General features: G+C 34.9%; 11 protein-coding genes and 1 tRNA gene. 6 read left to right on the top strand and 6 right to left on the bottom strand.

Annotated elements, in window-relative coordinates; genetic code table 11:
- Positions 1-16: 16 nt before the first annotated feature.
- Genes MST30_RS04140 through MST30_RS04130 form a run of 3 tightly spaced genes read right to left on the bottom strand, consistent with a single transcriptional unit; the run spans position 17 to position 5,692 of the window.
- Positions 17-1,024 (bottom strand): isoaspartyl peptidase/L-asparaginase family protein, encoded by a 1,008-nt coding sequence (locus tag MST30_RS04140; protein WP_243473143.1) that lies wholly within the window; start codon positions 1,022-1,024, stop codon positions 17-19.
- A gap of 24 nt (positions 1,025-1,048) precedes the next feature.
- Positions 1,049-2,719: an MFS transporter gene (locus MST30_RS04135; RefSeq protein WP_243473142.1), complete on the bottom strand. Its 1,671-nt coding sequence runs from the start codon at positions 2,717-2,719 to the stop codon at positions 1,049-1,051.
- A gap of 21 nt (positions 2,720-2,740) precedes the next feature.
- A complete protein-coding gene (locus MST30_RS04130; RefSeq protein ID WP_243473141.1) occupies positions 2,741-5,692 on the bottom strand; it encodes a GH92 family glycosyl hydrolase in 2,952 nt (983 codons plus the stop codon).
- 40 nt (positions 5,693-5,732) lie between these two features.
- Here MST30_RS04130 and MST30_RS04125 point away from each other — a divergent pair, with 40 nt between their 5' ends.
- From MST30_RS04125 to MST30_RS04105, 5 genes are all read left to right on the top strand, one after another.
- Positions 5,733-8,027 (top strand): beta-N-acetylhexosaminidase, encoded by a 2,295-nt coding sequence (locus MST30_RS04125; RefSeq protein ID WP_243473140.1) that lies wholly within the window; start codon positions 5,733-5,735, stop codon positions 8,025-8,027.
- A 1-nt stretch (position 8,028) separates the two neighbouring features.
- Positions 8,029-8,718, top strand: a complete 690-nt coding sequence (locus MST30_RS04120) for a copper homeostasis protein CutC (protein WP_243473139.1) — start codon at positions 8,029-8,031, stop codon at positions 8,716-8,718.
- The gene (locus MST30_RS04115) at positions 8,708-11,176 is read left to right on the top strand and encodes a beta-mannosidase (protein ID WP_243473138.1); all 2,469 of its coding nucleotides are present in this window, start codon (positions 8,708-8,710) and stop codon (positions 11,174-11,176) included. The genes MST30_RS04120 and MST30_RS04115 overlap by 11 nt, the downstream gene beginning before the upstream one ends.
- 29 nt (positions 11,177-11,205) lie before the next feature.
- Positions 11,206-12,429 (top strand): metallophosphoesterase, encoded by a 1,224-nt coding sequence (locus MST30_RS04110; RefSeq protein ID WP_243473137.1) that lies wholly within the window; start codon positions 11,206-11,208, stop codon positions 12,427-12,429.
- A gap of 107 nt (positions 12,430-12,536) precedes the next feature.
- The gene (locus tag MST30_RS04105; protein WP_243473136.1) at positions 12,537-12,833 is read left to right on the top strand and encodes a thioredoxin family protein; all 297 of its coding nucleotides are present in this window, start codon (positions 12,537-12,539) and stop codon (positions 12,831-12,833) included.
- Here MST30_RS04105 and MST30_RS04100 read toward each other — a convergent pair.
- A complete protein-coding gene (locus MST30_RS04100) occupies positions 12,814-13,479 on the bottom strand; it encodes a polysaccharide deacetylase family protein (protein ID WP_243473135.1) in 666 nt (221 codons plus the stop codon). The genes MST30_RS04105 and MST30_RS04100 overlap by 20 nt on opposite strands.
- 5 nt (positions 13,480-13,484) lie before the next feature.
- The gene (locus tag MST30_RS04095; protein ID WP_243473134.1) at positions 13,485-16,931 is read right to left on the bottom strand and encodes a glycosyltransferase family 117 protein; all 3,447 of its coding nucleotides are present in this window, start codon (positions 16,929-16,931) and stop codon (positions 13,485-13,487) included.
- Positions 16,932-17,084: 153 nt separating this feature from the next.
- On the opposite strand from MST30_RS04095, the gene MST30_RS04090 reads away from it, so the two are divergent.
- Positions 17,085-17,157: transfer RNA gene (locus MST30_RS04090), tRNA-Gln, on the top strand.
- Positions 17,158-17,214: 57 nt separating this feature from the next.
- Here the strand turns inward: MST30_RS04090 and MST30_RS04085 are convergent.
- Positions 17,215-18,039 carry a universal stress protein gene (locus MST30_RS04085; RefSeq protein ID WP_243473133.1) on the bottom strand — a complete coding sequence of 275 codons (825 nt, stop codon included), beginning with the start codon at positions 18,037-18,039 and terminating at the stop codon, positions 17,215-17,217.
- Positions 18,040-18,152: the final 113 nt, after the last annotated feature.

Raw genomic sequence — 18,152 nt, 5'->3', positions numbered from 1 at the left:
AAATAGAATGAATCACCTAGGTTTTATTAAAATAGTCTGATTGAATCTGCTCGTTTTTACCATCTTGAAACTTGGTCATACTAAACCATTGATGTATAGAGTAACTACCAGTTTCACCTTTTTTATTTACAGCAATATAACCTACTTGAAAATTTTTGTAATCGCTATTCGGTTTATTTACAATTCTACTGATAGCTTCTTCACAAGCTTCTTGAGGTGTTTTGCCTTGACGCATTAATTCTACCACCAAAAAGCTACCAACAGTTTTAACCACTTCTTCGCCTAAGCCTGTGGCAACACAGCCACCAATTTCATTATCAATAAATAGTCCTGAACCAATAATTGGAGAATCTCCAACACGTCCTTGCATTTTGTAAGCCAATCCACTTGTGGTACAAGCACCTGCAATGTCACCATTTTTATCAATGGCAAGCATACCTATGGTGTCGTGATTTTCAATATTAATAATAGGTTTGTACTCGCTTTTTACTTTCCAGTCTTCCCAAGCTTTTTTTGAACTTTCGGTAAGTAAATCTTCTTCTTTAAAGCCTTGAGAAATTGCAAATTGTTTAGCACCTTCACCAGCCAACATAACGTGTGGTGTATCTTCCATTACTTTTCGGGCAACAGAAACGGCATGTGTAATGTCTTTTAGGAACACAACCGACCCACAATTACCATCCTTATCCATAATGCAAGCATCCAAAGTAACTTTACCATCTCTGTCTGGCAAACCTCCTTTGCCTACAGAGCTATTTTTAATATCAGCTTCTTCTACCATACAACCTTGCTCAACAGCATCAAGCGCATTGCCCCCAGATTGCAGTACCTCCATAGCTTTTGCTGTAGCACTTTTAACGTGCCAAGTGGCAATCACTAAAGGTAATGATGCTGTTTGAGTTGTAGAAACAGAAGTTGTACTGTTCTCTTTTTTAGAATTGTCTTCACAACTCAATAGCGAATTTGTAACGGCTAATCCAGCACTTGTCAGCGCAGCATTTTTTATAAAATTTCTTCGTTTCATTTTTTCGAAATTAGTTGAGCTTGGTTAGTATTCAACACCTTGTTTGTCTAAAACGGTCTTAGTTCTAAACGCATAAAATAAAAGATAGGCAAAGCAAGCAACAGCCATCCAATACGACGATTGTATGGTGAATACATCGGCTAATTTACCTTGTACAGGTGGAATAATAGCTCCACCTAAAATCATCATGATTAAGAACGCAGAGCCTTGAGAAGTGTATTTACCTAAGCCAGCAATACTTAATGTAAAGATACAAGGCCACATAATAGAACAGAATAATCCACCAGAAAGAAATGCAAATAGTGCCACATTACCTGAAGCAAATAACCCAATCAACATAGCTATAATTCCGAATAAACTAAAGATTTTTAATGTTTGAACAGGTTTGTCTTTTGCTAAGAAAAAGCCTCCAATTTGAACGGCAATACAAACAGCGAAAAATAAAATTTCATCAGAACTGAAACTGTACTTTATAGAATTAACTAGAATGATAACACCAAATGCAATGTAAGGTACAATGATAAGCAAGGCTTTTTTAAGCCCTTTACTTGGATTAAAAACCGTGATAGCACCAACCCAACGACCAATCATTAATCCGCCCCAATATAATGAAATGTATGAGCCTAGTTGAGAGTCGTTTAAAACAGGTAGGCCTAAGGAATTAAGGCCAGAACTTTCAAACTCTTGTTTTAAAAGTTCACCAAGATTACTGCCAACAGTTACTTCAACACCAACGTAAGTGAAAATAGCAAGCATACCTAAAACCAATTGAGGGTATTTCATAGCTCCCCAACCTTCAGGCTTTTTTGTGGCGCTAGAATTAGCTATAAAAACAGTAGTAATAACGGCAAGTAGTGCAATAAATAAAACTAATAGTCTTGTATGTTCTAGGTCTTCTGTAGCTTCAGTATTGCCAGAATAGGTACTGAAAATATATCCAAAACACCCAACAATAATTAAGGTTAAAACAATGAGTAAGTTTCTAGCTTTATTAGCTGGTTCAAAAGCAGTTTCAGATTTTAAGGCTGGTAATTTTTTAGAGAAATAGAATAATGCAGCAGCAACTAAAAATAAAACACCAACTCCGAGATAAAGCTGTTGCACAGTCATTAGCGTAATTTCATTATTAGCAATCATAGATGCTAGTTCATCAGAGCTCCAACTTGCAGAACCAAAAATGACTAAACTCACAACAACAGGTCCTATTGTTGTTCCAAAGGAATTAATTCCACCAGCTAAATTCAAACGATGTGAACCAGTTTTTGGGTCGCCAAGTGCAATAGCAAATGGATTGGCAGCGGTTTGTTGTAGCGAGAAGCCTAAGGCAACAATAAAATACGCGATGAGCACTAGGTAAAATACACCAGTTTGACCTTGTTCGGCACCTGCAGTTACAGGATACATTACAAAAGCACCAACTGCAGAAAGTAACAAGCCGTAGATAATCCCATTTTTGTAGCCCCAATTATTCATAATGTCTTTTTTGATAGACCCAGACAGAATAAATAATAATAAAGCACCTATGTAATACGCTCCATAGAAAGCAAAATCTACTAGTTGCGATTGAAACTGGTCAATGTTGAAGTAGGTTTTACAAAAAGGAATAAATACACTGTTAGATGCAGCAATAAATCCCCAGAAAAAGAAAACGGTGACTAAGGTTGCTAAAGCCGATTTGTTGTTTTGATTGCTCATATGATTATTAGTTAGTTTTATTTATTTTATTGAAATCTCATCAGCAAAAATCCAGCTTCTGCCATCCATTGGATAACCTAAATGCCATTGTGGTAGTTCGCCTAGTTTCTTTGCGATGATTTTTACATATTTATATTCTGTTGTTGGAATTTTAAACTCAGTAGTTTTTATTTCAATTTCACTGTTTCTATCTTTCGTATTTATCTTTTGAGATGGTAAAGCTTTATAGTTTTTACCATCTTTTGAAACATAGCATTCTACTTCGGTTGGGTAAAAAATCCACGCACCTTGGTCTTGCAAAAAATTCACTGAAATAGTATTGATAGCTTTTTGCCTTCCTAGATCAACTGTTGCTACCAGATCTGTATTATGGTAACCTTGCCAACTGCCTGTCCTGTAGTTTTTGGTGCTACGAATACCGTCAATTAGCGCATCATTTCCGCCTGCTGAATACTGATTGGCAAATTCACTTTCTAAATGAATACTAAGATTAGGATCTATCTTATAAAATGGTGTAGTTAACTCAGGACTTTTCAGGCTGCCTTTTTCAGAATATAACTTCACTTTTGTGTCTTCTGTTATACTGAAAGGCGTTTCGTAAAGTTGAAATTCTTCGTCATTAATAGCATAAAATATCTTGGCATCTTTTTCAGAAGTATTTAAAACAACTTCCGTAGAACCTCTGAAAGTGATATCTCCTTTTTCAATAAATGGTGATGGTAAAATAATATGATCTGTAATTTCGGTTTTTGGCTCTTGACCGTCTTGACTTCCCCAAACCGCTGGATTGTCGGTCATATGAAATTCCAAATTACCACCATTCACAATGTCTTGATGAGTGATGTAGGTATTGTTCAGTTTTTCGTCATTTAAATACACATATTCTACATACTTATTGGTGTCACTAAGATTATGTGCTGTGATGTTGAATTGTTTTCCATTTTCTAGATTAATGGTGGCTTTGTCAAACAGCGGCGCGCCAATGATATATTGATTAGAACCTGGCGTTACAGAATAAAAGCCCATAGAACTCAACACGTACCACGCACTCATTTGTCCGCAATCTTCATTTCCCGAAACACCATCTGGGTCGTTTTTATAAAGTTCGGTTAAAATTTGATGAACTTTCTCTTGGGTTTTATGTGGCCTATTTACAAAATTATAAAGGTAAGCCATATGATGGCTCGGCTCGTTACCATGAGCATATTGGCCGATTAATCCTGTGATGTCAGCTTGGTGTCTTCCAGAAGTTTCAGCGTTTGCAGAGAATAACTCATCAAGTTGCGACTCTAAAGCGTCTTTTCCGCCGAGCAAATCCATAAAGCCAGAAATATCCTGAGGAACATAAAAACTATACTGCCATGAATTAGCTTCTGTATAATTGAAGTTAACTTCATAAGGGTCGAAAGGCGAAAACCAGGTGTTTCTAAAACGTCCACGCATAAACTTACTACTTGGGTCAAACACATTTTTGTAGTACTGCGCACGTTGAATGTAGGTTTTATAATCGTCGTCCTTATTCATCGCTTTTGCCATCTGGGCTATGGTCCAATCATCATAAGCATATTCCAAGGTTTTTGAAACCGATTCGCTTTCTTCATCAATAGGAATAAAACCATAGTTTTTATAAGATTCTAACCCGAATTTATCACGAGTAGCTGAATGTTTCATAGCCTCAAAAGCTTTTTTGGTATCATAATTTCTGATGCCTTTTAAATACGCATCGGCAACAACAGGAACGGCATGATAACCAATCATACAGTCAGTATAATTTCCTGATAAATCCCACATTGGCATTATGCCACCTTCATCATATTTTGCCAAAAATGTATTGATGAAATCGTTGGTTTTTTCTTGCTCTATAATGGTGTAAAGTGGGTGAGCAGCTCTGTACGTATCCCAAAGTGAAAATACGGTGTAATAGTCAAATTCATTGGTTTCGTGAATTTCTAGATCCATACCTCTATAACGACCATCAACATCTTGGTAGATATTTGGTGCAATCATAGTGTGGTAAAGTGCGGAGTAGAAATTGGTTTTTTTGTCTAAGTCATCACTTTCTATGACAATTTTTTCAAGTTGAGATTCCCAGGCTTGTTGTGCTTCTTGCTTTACGGTTTCAAAATCTTTGTTTAAAACTTCGGCTTTGAGGTTTTTATACGCACCAGCTTCATCAACTGCAGAAATTCCTGTTTTAATTAAGATTGGTTCGTTGTTTGGATTTTCAAATTGAATGATGGCTTTTTTACTTTCAAATTTATAGTTCTTACTTACAGCCACACCTTCGCTATCGTCATAAACAATTTCTTTTATTGGATGTGAAAACTTAATGTGATAGAACAAACGCTGATCTTTAGCCCAAGCTGAAGAATGTCTAAGTCCATTGATTTCAGTATCATTCAGCTGATTAATTTTATAGTCTAATAGTTTGTCTCTGTGCGCCAAATCCAAAACCACATACTGATTTTCAGCTGAAGGAAATTGATATTTATGAATACCACTTCGTTTAGAAACTGTTAATTCAACATCAATATCAGTTGAGTCTAAATGTACTTTATAGTAGCCAGGTTCAGCACTTTCATTCTCGTGTAAAAAGTGAGCTCGGTAACCCGATTTCCCATCTGAACCATTATTGAAATTAATAGTATTGGTAGGCATTAAAAGCACATCTCCATAGTCACTTATACCTGTGCCGCTTAAATGTGTATGCGAAAATCCATAGATATATTCATCAGTGTAATGATAGCCAGAGCAACCGTCCCAACCTTCTAAACGTGTGTCTGGACTTAATTGCATCATACCAAAAGGCATCGTTGCGCCAGGATAGGTGTGACCGTGGCCACCAGTGCCAATAAATGTGTTGACGTAATTAGTTAATGGTTTGTCTTTTTTTGCAGGTTTAATGGAATACGATTCTTTACAGCCAAAAAAAGAAATGAGAACAATTAAAACTAAGGTTGGTTTAATAGGCATCAAAAAAGATTAGTAATTTTAATGCATCTAATATACTAAAATGCACATCAAGAAATTAATTGCACTTTTCATTTTATCCCTTTCGCTTGTTAATTGTAAGGAGGAATCAGCTCAAGTAATTCAACCACAGATTATTCCGCTTCCAGATGCTGTAGAATTAATGGATTCATTTTTCAGTATTGATGAATCTACAGGAATAACTTACGATGACAATCTTAAAGTTAGTGCGCTATTTTTAAAAGATTTTATTGAAAACGGAAGTCCAATACATTTGAAAGAAGGAAATGATATTCAGTTTAAACTAGACGAAAGTTTAAAGCCTGAAGCCTATATTTTAATGGTTTCAAAAGAAGGAATAACAATTAAAGCTTCAACAGACCAAGGTGCATTTTATGCTGTGCAAACCTTAAGGCAATTAATGCCTGTTGGTCTGGAAAATGATACGTTCTCAGAAAATGAAATTGCTATTCAGGCATTGATAGTGAAGGATGAACCTCAATTTTCGTATCGTGGTATGCATCTCGATGTGGCAAGGCATATGTTTTCTATTGATTTTATCAAAAAGTACATTGATGCTTTAGCTTTGTTGAAGATGAACACTTTTCATTGGCATCTTACAGACGATCAAGGTTGGCGCATTGAAATTAAAAAATATCCCAAACTACAAGAGGTTTCAGCATATAGAGATGAAACTTTAGTTGGACATTATAGCGACCAACCGCATCAGTTTGATGGTAATCGTTATGGAGGTTATTACACGCAAGAGGAAGTTAAAGACGTTGTCCAGTATGCTAAAGCGCGTTTTGTTACTGTGATTCCAGAGATTGAAATGCCAGGTCATGCACAAGCTGCAATTGCTGCTTATCCAGAATTAGGCTGCACAGATGAACCTATTGAGGTTGCCAAAAAATGGGGAGTTTTTGAAGAAATTTATTGTCCAAACCAAAAAACCTTTGCGTTTTTAGAAGATGTTTTGGATGAGGTTTTAGAACTTTTCCCAAGCAAATACATTCATATTGGAGGAGACGAAGCACCAAAAACACGTTGGAAAAATTGTGTGCATTGCCAAGGCCTGATTAAGAAAGAAGGCTTAAAAGACGAACACCATCTGCAAAGCTATTTCATTACCAAAATGGAAGCCTATCTCAACTCAAAAGGGAGACAAATCATTGGTTGGGACGAAATTTTAGAAGGTGGTTTGGCTCCCAATGCAACGGTAATGTCTTGGCGAGGTACAAGTGGAGCAGTTGAAGCTGCAAAATCTGGGCATAATGTGGTAATGACACCAACATCACATTGTTATTTTGATTATTACCAATCTGAAAATGAGGATGAACCTTTGGCTATTGGAGGTTTTTTACCGTTGGAAAAAGTGTATGGTTTTAATCCAATTCCAGAAGAATTAACAACAGAAGAATCAAAATATGTTTTAGGTGCTCAAGGCAATATTTGGACAGAGTATATTCCGAATGAAAAACATCTTGAATATATGGCATTTCCGAGAATGTTGGCATTGAGCGAAGTGGTTTGGTCTCAACCTGAACAAAAAAACTACAAGAATTTTGTTTCGAGGTTAGAAAACTTTCATCAGCGTTTAGATGCTTTAGATATTAACTATGCCAATCATCTTTATGAAATTGAAGGCGATTTAATTTCAGATGAAGGCAAGTCGTATTATGAATTAAAAACTCTCACTGAAGGTAAGAACATTAACTATTCTTTAGATGGAAGCGAACCTACCATAAATTCAAAAGTTTACGAATCTAAAATTCCGATTACCGAAAGTACAACAATCAAAGCCGCTGTGTTTAATGAGGAGAAACAATTAGGTAAAACCTTTACACAACACATTAATTACCACAAAGCAGTTGGGGCAAAAATTACCATTAATAAACAACCACATAAAGCCTACTCTGGTAGTGGAGCAGAAGGTTTAATAAATGGTATTTCAGGAAGCGATTCGCGATATGGAGATAAAGAATGGTTAGGGTTTTGGGGAGAAGATATTGAGATTACTATTGATTTTAAAGAGCCAACAAAAATTAATTCAATAGAAACTAGATTTTATGATGGTAATGGGCAATGGATATATACACCAGAGCACATAGCAATTAGAATTATTTTTGATAATGATGAAGTTATAGCAAATAAATTTTTACCAGAAAGTTCGGGGAATCCAAACTTAAAAAAGGTGTTTTGGGAACAATCAATCTTATCCAATAGACCAATAAAAAGAGTAAAGTTACTTGTTCCAAACTACGGCATAATCCCAGAAGGTAAACAAGGTGCTGGCAACAAAGCTTGGACCTTTATTGATGAGATCATTGTAAATTAATATGAAACTAGAAATCTGCGCCAACTCATATCAATCCGCAAAAAATGCCCAAGAGGCAGGTGCACATCGTATAGAATTGTGTCAAGAACTTTCGGTTGGTGGCATAACTTCATCTTTCGGTTTGTTAAAAAAAGTGATTGAGGAATTAGATGTTCCGGTTTTTGTAATGATACGTCCTCGAAGTGGCAATTTTGTGTATTCTGATGATGAATTTCAAATCATGAAAACTGATATTCGGCTTTGCAAGGATTTAGGATGTAAAGGCATTGTTTCAGGTGTTTTAAAACCTGATAATACATTAGATGAAGAACGAACAAAAATTTTAATAGACCTTGCCAAACCTTTGTCATTTACATTCCATCGTGCTTTTGATGAGGTTAAAAACCCTAAAGAAGCCTTATTGCAACTTATAGAACTTAGTGCTAATCGTGTGTTGACTTCAGGCCAAAAAGCAACCGCAGAAGAAGGTTTAGAGCTTTTAAAAGAATTGAATGTTTTAGCCGAAAATAGGATCACAATTTTAGCAGGAGGAGGAATCACTTCAAAAAATGTAAACTTGTTTAAAGAAGCAGGCTTAACTGAAATTCACGCTTCGGCATCTTCAACAAAGAAAGAGGATGATGGTATGTTTTCTGTGCCAATAACTTTTTCAGACCCAATGAAAATAAAAGCCATTTTAGATGAGATATAGCCTACTGTTGTTAATAGTTGGCTGTTTTAGCTGTCAACCAAAGCACGATTTACCAACGACGATAAATCTCAATAAGAATTGGCAGTTCAAAAAAGTTTCGGATACTGTGTGGCATTCGGCTACGGTTCCAGGAAATGTGTTTTCTGATTTACTGCATAATCAGCTTATCGAAGATCCATTTATTGGTAATAATGAAGAAAAAGTACAATGGGTTTCAGAAGCCGATTGGGAGTACAAAACTACTTTTTCATTAAGTGAAGACTTGCTCGAAAAGAAACATTTTGAGCTCAATTTTGATGGCTTAGATACGTATGCTTCGGTCTATTTAAATGACAGCTTAATTTTAAAAGCCAACAACGCATTCAGAAAATGGGAGGTAGATGTAAAACCACTTATAAAACTAGAGAATGAATTGCGATTAGTTTTTGAAAGCACCTCTAAATACGAGGCACAAGCAAAGGAAAAATTATCGTATGAACTACCAGAAGGCGAGCGTGTTTTTACCAGAAAAGCACAATTTCAGTACGGTTGGGATTGGGGACCAAAATTGAATACAAGTGGCATTTGGAGACCGATAAAGTTAGTGGCTTGGAATGAAGTTTATCTAAAAAAGGAGAATACATATGTTGTTCAGAAGCAGCTCAATGATTCCTTAGCTGATTTAAATATTTCGCTTGAAGATTACCCTTCAACTGAGTATTCTTATGAAGTTTATGTGAACGGTAATCTTAATCAATCGTATGAAAGGTTGCCTTCAGATATGACAGGTCTTGTCTCATTTCAAATTAAAAACCCAAAACTCTGGTGGCCACATAATCTAGGTGAACCATACTTATACGATATCAAAGTTGTGGTAAAAGATGGTAGAAAAATCCTAGATAGTATTTCAGTAAAAAAAGGTTTGAGAACTGTTGAATTAATTACTGAAAAAGATAGCATTGGAGAATCCTTTTATTTTAAAGTCAATGGAGTTCCTGTTTATGCCAAAGGAGCTAATTATATTCCGCAGCATAGTTTTCAGAATGAAGTAAAACATGAAGATTATGAAAAACTCTTAAATGATGTTGTAGATGCCAATATGAATATGCTTAGAGTTTGGGGTGGTGGCATTTATGAGGACGATAAGTTCTATGATCTGTGCGATGAAAAAGGTATTTTGGTTTGGCAAGATTTTATGTTTGCCTGCGCAATGTATCCTGGAGATACTGAGTTTTTAGATAATGTTGCTAAAGAAGCTGAGCAGAATTTAAAAAGACTACGAAGTCATCCATCTATTGCGCTTTGGTGTGGTAATAATGAAAGCTCTGAAGGTTGGAATCGTTGGGGCTGGCAAGCTGATAGAAATGAAGAAGAGAAAGAAGAAATATGGAACAACTATTTAAAGGTTTTCGATTCCATATTGCCAAAAACGGTAAATAAATTTACAGATACACCATACTGGCAAACGTCGCCAAAATACGGAAGAGGCAATCCTTTATACAAGTCAGAAGGCGATGCACACGATTGGTGGATTTGGCACGATGGTTATCCTTTTGAGCATTTGGAAGAGAATGTACCACGTTTTATGAGTGAATTCGGTTTTCAATCGTTTCCGAGTTATGAGGTTATTCAATTTATAAATCAAAAGGATAGTATAGATATTACTTCCGAAGGTTTTAAAAATCATCAAAAACATTCCAAAGGATTTCAAATTATAGAAACTTATATGCAGTGCGATTTTCCTGAGCCTGATTCAGCAGAGGATTATGTGTATATGAGTCAGTTGTTACAAGCTTATGGCATCACTAAAGGTATTGAAGCACAAAGAAGAGCAAAACCCTATACTATGGGCTCGTTGTATTGGCAACTCAATGATTGCTGGCCTGCAGTTTCTTGGAGTAGTATCGATTATTTTGGGAATTGGAAAGCCTTACATTATAAGGCTAAAAGAAGTTTTGAGGATGTTTTAGTCTCTTCAAAAGTTGAAAATGATATTTTAAAAACATGGATTGTTAATGATAAATTAGATGAGATAACTGGTCAGTTGACTTTAAAGTTGATGAATTTTTCAGGGGAAATTATTTGGTCTAATGAAGAGCAAATATCGGTCGAGCCACTTTCAAGTGAAGTAAAATTTCAGTTAGATTTAAAAAAATTAGATTTCAATAAAGACGAGACTATTTTAGTTTCAACTTTCAATGATGAATCATCACTTTTCTACTTTGTAAAACCAAAAGATTTAAAATTACAACAAGCCGAAATTCAACAAAAAATCACTAAAACTAATGATGGTTTTGCTGTAGAACTCTTATCATCAACGTTACAAAAAGATGTGTTCTTGTCTTCAGGTTCTAAAGGTCATTTTTCTGATAATTTCTTCGATTTGCTGCCAAACCAAATAATAATCGTTCAATTTCATACTGAGGCTCAAACTTTTGATGACCTGCAAATCAAAACCTTTAACACTTTCATAAGATAACTAAAATGGCTTATGCTTAAATTTGCTTTATGACAAGATGGATTATTTTTATAATAGTATATGTTTTGCTTACAGCTTACGGTTTTCAAGCTATAAAGACCTTAACTAAGCAAAGCTGGATTCATTATCTTTTTTTGGGTATTGCAGTAATTGTAGTGGGTAATTTTATTATTCAGTTTACAGTAGCTGGTGAAGGACGTGTTTTAAGTCCTGCTAAGAGTTATGCTTTTGGTTTTCTTTTAACTTTTATGTCGGTTAATTTGGTTTTAGTGCCTATTCTTTTAGGTGAAGATATTATTAGAGGGTTTTATGGGCTTTACGATAGGTTTATAGCTAAAAATGATTTACACGTACCAAGTCGTCGTAAGTTTATCAGTCAGATAGCTTTAGGCTTGGCTGCTATTCCGTTTGCTTCACTTTTATACGGAATGTATAAAGGGAAGTACAATTTTAGAGTGTTGAATTATACTTTGCATTTTGAAGACTTACCAGATGCTTTTGATGGTTACCGAATAACGCAGATAAGCGATATACATTCTGGTAGTTTTGATAATAAAGAAAAGATAGAATACGCGGTTGATTTGGTAAATGAGCAGCAATCTGACGTAATATTATTTACTGGCGACATGGTTAATAATAAAGCTACCGAAATGCTACCATGGAAAGATACATTCAGTCGTCTTAATGCTAAAGACGGTAAGTTTTCTGTACTTGGAAATCATGATTATGGTGATTATGTAGATTGGAATTCTGCTTCAGAAAAAGTGCAGAACCTTGAAGATTTAAAGTCCATTCAGAAAGAAATAGGTTTTGATCTTTTGCTTAATGAACATCGTTATCTAGAAAAGAATGGAGAAAAAATAGCTATTGTTGGAGTAGAGAATTGGGGTAAAGGTTTTAAACAGAAAGGTGATTTAAAAAAGGCGTCCTCTCAAATAAATTCAGATGATTTTAAAATTTTAATGACACACGATCCTAGTCATTGGGACGCTGAGGTTGTTAATGACGATTATCACTACCATCTAACGTTAAGCGGCCATACACATGGTATGCAATTTGGTATTGAAATACCTGGATGGATAAAATGGAGTCCAGCAAAATGGCGATACAATCAATGGGCTGGTATTTATGAAACTTTAGGGCAATACATTAACGTTAACAGAGGTTTCGGCTTTTTGGCGTATCCTGGAAGAGTTGGTATATGGCCAGAGATTACTGTAATAGAACTCAAAAAAGGAGTAAAAGAAGCATAATTGCTAACAATTGCTTATTTTTATATGGTTCATTACGAACTTACTATGTGTTTTGAGTAAAATTTTTATGTAGGTTTGTATAACTCGTTTGACTAAAACCACAACATATGTCAAAATTTGGGGAATTAATAGATGTCGATATTCCGGTGCTATTAGACTTCTATACAGAATGGAATGACCAATCTGTTGCAATGCATCCTATTCTTAGAGATGTTGCGGCAGCTTTAGGTGATAAAGCTAAAGTCATTAAAATAGATGTAGATAAAAACAAAGAACTAGCAGAAGCATTGCGAGTAAAAGGTTTGCCTACATTGATAATCTACAAAAATGGCGAAATGAAATGGCGCCATAGCGGCGAGCAAGATGCTGATACTTTAATAGATATTATTCAAGATTATCTTTAGTTAGTGCTTTAAATACGTACCCTTTTTTGCTATAAAATTCCAAGACCTTAGGTAAGGCATATTTTAAATTTCGAGAAGCTTTTATACTGTCGTGAAAGACTATGATGCTACCTCTGTCTGCTACTGTAATAATATTATTTAAACACGCCTCTTCACTTACCGATTTGTCCCAATCATAAGAAAGTACATCCCACATAATAATCTTATGCCCTAGTTTTTGCAATTTAGTGCTCTGCTTACTTTTAAATTTGCCGTAAGGAGGTCTAAAGAGATTTTCTATTACCAAATTACGATTTTCGATTTTTGAATTTATTAAATGCTGAGTACGTTCAACATCCTCAATGTAGTCCTTGGTGTTGTGTTTCCAGCCTTTGAGATGATTGTAAGTATGATTACCAATACTATGACCATCATTTAAAATAGCTTGAAAAAGTTCTGCATGCGATTCAATATTCTTACCAATACAAAAAAATGTTGCTTTAGCATTATATGCTTTTAAAGTTTGAAGTACCCACTCAGTTATTTCTGGTGTTGGACCATCATCAAAAGTTAGATAAAGCTCTTTTTTTGTGGTGTTGATATTCCAGACAAATTTTGGAAATAAGCTTTTTACAAATCCAGGTGTCTTAGCAGGAATAATCTTCATTTGTTCTATTCTTCTGGTACTATAGAATCTTTTATGGTGTCGTTTAAAATCGTATTGATATCAACATCATTTATTGGTTCTTCTTCTTCGTCAGAGTCCATTAGTTTTAATAAGCTTAGATAGCTGTTAAACTTCTTGGTTTCTTCTAAAGCAAAATCTTTGTCATTGTATATCACTAAAAGATCTACCAAAGCTCTGTAGCGTTGTATGTCTAAATAAATATCGTCTATCAATCTTATTTGGTCATATTCATCTAAACCTCCATAATACACCAAGTTTTCTTGATACACTTTAGCTACATCCTTGTATAGAGCTCTACCTTTTTCAATGTTACCTACTTCGTAATAAGCACTAATATATGGTTCTAAAAGTGAGTGATAGCCAAATTTGTCTACAGGCATTTTCTCCATGGCAATGTCTGCAATTTCTTCAGCTTCTTTTAGCTTATCTTCATTAATAAGCGCTTCTATTAATCTTGCTAAATTACCTCTGTAAGTTATACCATTTCTTCTTGTTTCAATATCATAATAAATGTCTTCACCGCTTCCGCCCCAATTCCATTCTTTTACCATATTATACATAAGGTCTGGGTCAACACGTCCCATATCATAAGGATTGGCTCTGTCTACTGGAGTTTTTATCGGTACTAATTTATAGCACATGCCATCTAGCTGTAGGTAATCTTTAAGCCAAACATAATCATCAGCACCAAACGCTCCTCCTGTAAAATAGATTGGTCGTTTCCAGTTATTATTGGCAATAATATCTAGCATCAATAACCTGTTTTTGTAGATATAACTTCCTTCTATTTCAGCATATATCTTGTCTTCAATTTTATCAGCATCCTTAGCTTTAACAGTACCATTTTTTATAACTTCTTCCTTATTAACAGGAATACTTATATGTCTTGTAGGGAAATAGTTTGTGTTTAATATATGCTTTGGATATTGCCTTGGGTCTTCACCTTGTTGTTCAATTACATATTTAAATTTTGTTCTAGGCTGATCGCTAGATATAAAATCCATAAACTCTTTTATATCTAAAGTGTCATTCGCTATTTGTCTGTTGATTTCTCTATAGATAATAACATCTCTATTGCTACCTCTGTACTGGTTATGTGTTAACTGTGAAGGAATAGGATCGCTTTCGTAAGCCTTGCGTTTCATTTGGTCTATATACCAGTCTGTTTGAAATAAACTAGTGTTTACCACACGTACGTCTGTTCTTACACCTTCAATTTCTTGCAGATACCAAAGCGGGAACGAATCATTATCTCCTATAGTAAATAGTATGGCATTAGGTGCACAAGATTCTAAATATTTGCGCGCCATAGCATTGGCAGTATATTTTCCTGAGCGATCATGGTCATCCCAATTGTTTGCCACTAAAACACCAGGAACAATAACTAAGCAAACTAAAGTTACAGCAGGTGCCAGTAGTTTTGTCTTTATACTTGATTTTAAAAGATCGTAAATGGCGTAAACTCCAAATCCAATCCAGATAGCAAATACATAGAAAGAACCAACCACTGAGTAATCGCGTTCACGCGGTTCAAAAGGTCTAATGTTAGTGTAGAACTGAATTGCTAAACCTGTCATTAAAAAGAAAACCAATAAAACCCAAAACCGTTTTGCATCTGTATACAGTAAAAACAAAAATCCAACAAGGCCAAGGATTAGAGGTAAGAAGTAATAGGTGTTACGTGCTTTATTCTCTAAAACTTCTGTAGGTAAATTGTCTTGAGATACACCTAAGTGTAATTCATCAATAAATTTAATGCCAGAAATCCAGTTACCATTAAAATCGTCATATTTACCTTGTATGTCGTTTTGTCGTCCTGTAAAATTCCACATAAAATAACGCCAATACATATATCCAAATTGATATTGAAACATGTAAGCAATGTTATCTCCAAACGAAGGTTTTTCAACAGAGAGGTATTGTTGACCATAGCGTCTTAAAAATTTATCGTAGCCTTCATAATCTACATCACCATTTCTAACATCTTTCCTAAATTCGTTGATCACTTGATCTACGCGTCTCTTTTCTTGTAATGAATAAGCACTGGCTTGTTCAGTAGCATATTGATCAGCTTCAGTTTCATTTAGGCCTTGTCCTAAAGCACTTTCCATAAAAACGTTATAAGCTTCGTTAAAGGCGTTTTTTTGTAGGCTAGGATTTACTTTAAAATCTATCAAACCTGTAAACATCATGTAGTTGTCAGCATGTTCGCTACTCCACATTCTTGGTAAGATAGAGGCGTGCTCGTGATTGTAGTTTTGTTTAGTGCCCTCCCACTCATTAATAATTACATATTTGCCTGTAGCTTCATCGCGCTCGTAGTTCTTTTTGTCATCTACAAAAGGCTCATCTGCATCTGCACCTGAATAAATTTCGGTAAACTGAGGTCCGTAGAATAAATGTGTTTCAGGATATTGTTCTAAGTTATAGTAAGCCAATAGTTCTCTAGCATCAGAAGGGTCATTCTCGTTAATAATTACATTGGCATTTGCACGGATTGGTAACATCATCCAAGATGAGAATCCAATAAAAATGAACATTAAACAAAGAACTAACGTATTGATGTGAATCATGCCTTTTTTGCGTGTGTAATTCAACCCAAAATAGAATAGCGCAATAACCAGAAGTCCTGTAAAAATAGTTCCAGAATTAAAAGGTAATCCAATAGAGTTTACAAAAAACACTTCGAGATAACCAAAGAGCTTTAAGGTTGAAGGCAGTAATAATTTAAAAATAAATAATAGTATTGCTGCAGAAGCAACATTAGCTATGATGAAGTTTTTTATGGTAATGGTTTTGTAATTCTTAAAGTAGTAAATAAGACCAATAGCCGGAATGGTTAATAATCCCATAAAGTGAACTCCAAACGATAACCCAATTACAAATGCAATAAGTATTAACCAACGGTTACCTCTTGGTTTGTGCATGTCTTGTTCCCAACGAAGGGCTAAATAGAACATTATGGACATGATGAGTGTAGCCATAGCATATACCTCGGTTTCTACGGCATTAAACCAAAAAGAATCTGTAAATGTAAACGCTAAACTACCTACAAACGCACTACCCAAAATAGCTATACCTTTTCCTTGGCTGGAGTCTTTGTTGTACTTAACAAGTTTGACTAATAATAAGCTTATGGTCCAAAACATGAATAAAATGGTGAATGCACTAGACACAGCACTCATTAAATTCATTATCATACCTATTTGAGAAGGTTCTAATGCAAAAATTGAGAAAAAGGCTCCCATCATTTGAAACAGTGGTGCTCCTGGAGGGTGACCAACTTGTAGTTTAGATGATGTTAAGATATATTCTCCTGCATCCCAAAAGCTTACTGTTGGTTCTACAGTTAAAGCATAGACTGTACAAGATATTGCGAATACTAGCCACGCTAATATGTTATTCCACTTTTTGAAGTTAAAATCTGTCATTGAAAACCTTGGTTAATGATGCTGGCGAATTTACTAATTATTATAGTAATGCCTACATTTTTAAGTTAACGTTAAGTAATTTGAATTATTTTTTTACTTTTTTTTTGTCCAAGACAACTTTTGTATTAAATTTGCACCCTCAATTTAAGAGATTGGCCTATGGTGTAACTGGCAACACGTCTGGTTTTGGTCCAGAAGAGTCTAGGTTCGAGCCCTAGTAGGCCAACAAAAAATCCTAATCAAACGATTAGGATTTTTTTATTTTCAGAATAGTCGTTCTCAATTATATTTTAAAAGTAATCACAGGTCGTTTAGCATGATTTACCAAATCTTCACTAATGCTGCTATTAAAGAAATGTGCTATACCTTGTCTGCCATGTGTACTTATACCAATAAGATCAGCATCAATTTCAGCAGAGAAATTTAATATGCCTTCCTCAACACTTGTGTCATTATGTACATTTATAGTGTAGTTTTCAAAAGTTTGTCCAGAAATAAAATCATTAATAAGTGTTCTAGATTCGTAAGTGGTGATAAAGTTATTGGCTGTATTTACCAATAATAGATGGATTTTAGCATCAAATAACTCGGCAAATTTTACAGCTTGCTTATAGGTTTCTTCATTGTCGTTTTTAAAGTCAGAAGCAAACACAAAGTTTTTAATGTTAAAACTATTATGGTGATTTTTAATCACTAGTACAGGGACATCAGAAGATCGTACAACCTTTTCTGCATTAGAGCCAACAAACATTTCCTTAAGTCCAGATGCTCCATGAGAACCCATAACAATCAAGTCTATGTCAAATTCCTTACAAGCATCTTTTATTTCGTTGAAAGTTATATCTGCCTTTACGGTTTCGTGAACAGTAATGCCTTCTAAAAAATCGCTATCCATAAGGTCTTCGAACTTTTTGTGCGCTAATTTCATAAAAAACAACGTTTCCGGAATGTCGCTTTTTACAGCTCCAGGATCTATATGTTGCATAGGAATTTCCATCATATGCAATAAATATATGTCTGCATTATGTTCTTTAGCCAACATAGCAGCTACTTTCAAAGCGTTAGTTGCTTGCTCCGAAAAATCGGTAGGGACGAGGATTCTGTTCATTATCTTGAATGCTTTATATTAGTTACATAAATCTACGAAAATAAATCCACTTTATATAGCTTTGAAAAGTTCATATAATATTGTATATTTGCACCATTGTTTACGGAAAGAAA

The sequence above is a fragment of the Winogradskyella sp. MH6 genome (genome assembly GCF_022810765.1).
GTDB lineage: Bacteria > Bacteroidota > Bacteroidia > Flavobacteriales > Flavobacteriaceae > Winogradskyella.
The sequence above is the reverse complement of the archived record's forward strand: the minus strand, read 5'-3'. Positions and strand labels throughout refer to the sequence as shown.

Excerpts from the sequence above, each read along its gene's own strand:
- MST30_RS04140 (WP_243473143.1), bottom strand. The coding sequence starts at position 1,024 with ATGAAACGAAGAAATTTTATAAAAAATGCTGCGCTGACAAGTGCTGGA.
- MST30_RS04135 (WP_243473142.1), bottom strand. The coding sequence starts at position 2,719 with ATGAGCAATCAAAACAACAAATCGGCTTTAGCAACCTTAGTCACCGTT.
- MST30_RS04130 (WP_243473141.1), bottom strand. The coding sequence starts at position 5,692 with ATGCCTATTAAACCAACCTTAGTTTTAATTGTTCTCATTTCTTTTTTT.
- MST30_RS04125 (WP_243473140.1), top strand. The coding sequence starts at position 5,733 with ATGCACATCAAGAAATTAATTGCACTTTTCATTTTATCCCTTTCGCTT.
- MST30_RS04120 (WP_243473139.1), top strand. The coding sequence starts at position 8,029 with ATGAAACTAGAAATCTGCGCCAACTCATATCAATCCGCAAAAAATGCC.
- MST30_RS04115 (WP_243473138.1), top strand. The coding sequence starts at position 8,708 with ATGAGATATAGCCTACTGTTGTTAATAGTTGGCTGTTTTAGCTGTCAA.
- MST30_RS04110 (WP_243473137.1), top strand. The coding sequence starts at position 11,206 with ATGACAAGATGGATTATTTTTATAATAGTATATGTTTTGCTTACAGCT.
- MST30_RS04105 (WP_243473136.1), top strand. The coding sequence starts at position 12,537 with ATGTCAAAATTTGGGGAATTAATAGATGTCGATATTCCGGTGCTATTA.
- MST30_RS04100 (WP_243473135.1), bottom strand. The coding sequence starts at position 13,479 with ATGAAGATTATTCCTGCTAAGACACCTGGATTTGTAAAAAGCTTATTT.
- MST30_RS04095 (WP_243473134.1), bottom strand. The coding sequence starts at position 16,931 with ATGACAGATTTTAACTTCAAAAAGTGGAATAACATATTAGCGTGGCTA.
- MST30_RS04085 (WP_243473133.1), bottom strand. The coding sequence starts at position 18,039 with ATGAACAGAATCCTCGTCCCTACCGATTTTTCGGAGCAAGCAACTAAC.